The organism is Terrabacter terrae, assembly GCF_039529575.1.
In the GTDB taxonomy this organism is placed as follows: Bacteria; Actinomycetota; Actinomycetes; order Actinomycetales; family Dermatophilaceae; genus Terrabacter; species Terrabacter terrae.
Genome location: NZ_BAAANB010000233.1, coordinates 1 through 1,335, shown reverse-complemented (window position 1 = coordinate 1,335; position 1,335 = coordinate 1). Strand labels below are relative to the sequence as shown.

The window sequence follows — 1,335 nt, the reverse complement described above, 5'->3', positions numbered from 1 at the left end:
CGAGCCGCCTGCCACGAGCGACGAGGTCCGCGCCGCCGCCCTGCAGTACGTCCGCAAGGTCAGCGGCAGCACGAAGCCCAGCCACGCCAACCAGGCCGCGTTCGACGAGGCGGTCGAGGCGATCGCCCACGCGACGCAGCACCTGCTCGAGCACCTGACGACGAGCGCACCGCCGAAGGACCGCGACGTCGAGCGCCAGCGGGCCCGGGATCGCAACGCGATCCGCTTCGGCACCCCGGCCTGAGCCGGGTGGGCGCGCACGGTGGGCCTCTGGACCGAGCAGGTCACGCCGCGGCTCGTCGCGGCCGGCGAGAGTGAGATGGTCCGTGCGCTGCGCGCGCGAGTCTGCGCGGGACTGCGCGGCGAGGTGGTCGAGCTCGGCTTCGGCAGCGGCCCCAACCTCGACCTCTACCCGCCCGAGGTCACCCGGGTGATCGGCGTGGAACCCTCCGACGTCGCGTGGGAGCTCGGCGCCCCCCGTCGGGCGCGTAGTCCCGTCCCGATCGTCCGGGGCGGCCTCGACGGGCAGGCCTTGAGCCTCGACGACGAGAGCGCCGACGCCGTGCTGTCGACGTTGACCCTCTGCACGATCCCCGACCTCCCGCAGGCGCTCGCCGAGGTGCGGCGCGTGCTCCGTCCCGGCGGCCACTTGCACTTCCTCGAGCACGGCCTGGCCCCCGACGAGGGGGTGCGGCGCTGGCAGCGGCGCCTCGAGCCCGTCCAGAAGAGGATCTTCGACGGCTGCCACCTCACCCGTCCGATCGACCGGCTCGTGGACGAGTCGGGCCTCGTCCTCGAATCCGTCGACCGCGAGTACGCGTCGACGGCCAGGGTCATGCGCCCCTTCCTCTTCGTCTACATCGGACGCGCCCGCAAGGTCTGAGCCGCCGCCCGCGCCGTCACCGCCCGCCGCTACGTTGGCACCCATGTCGGAAGGGGCACACCACGAGCTCGTCGCCGCGGTCTCCGCGGCGCTGTCCGGGCGCGCCGCCCCCGAGCGGGCGGCGGGGCAGCAGCGCTACATGAAGTCGGCCATGCCGTACTTCGGCCTCACCTCTCCCCAACTCAAGGCGACCCTCACCCCGCTGCTGCGCGACCCCGCCCTGAGCATGCGGTCGCGGGCGCAGTGGGAGGCGACCATCCGGGCCCTCTGGGACGGCGCGACGCACCGAGAGCAGTGGTATGCCGCCATCGCCCTCGCGCGCCACCGCCCCTACCGCGCGTGGGTCGACAGCGACGCCATGCCCTTGTGGGAGAGCCTGGTCCGCACCGGTGCATGGTGGGACGTCGTCGACGACATCGCCACCCACCTCGTCCGGGACACCCTCCTGGCGC

At 73.8% G+C, this 1,335-nt stretch carries 3 protein-coding genes; all 3 read left to right on the top strand.

Annotated elements, in window-relative coordinates:
- The coding region (locus ABD194_RS21455; protein ID WP_343995322.1) for a DUF2277 domain-containing protein at positions 1–244 on the top strand (244 nt) is incomplete at its 5' end.
- An 18-nt stretch (positions 245–262) separates the two neighbouring features.
- Positions 263–883 carry a class I SAM-dependent methyltransferase gene (locus ABD194_RS21450; RefSeq protein ID WP_343995320.1) on the top strand — a complete coding sequence of 207 codons (621 nt, stop codon included), beginning with the start codon at positions 263–265 and terminating at the stop codon, positions 881–883.
- A gap of 43 nt (positions 884–926) precedes the next feature.
- Positions 927–1,335 (top strand): DNA alkylation repair protein (locus ABD194_RS21445; protein ID WP_343995317.1); only part of this gene is annotated, 409 nt, incomplete at its 3' end.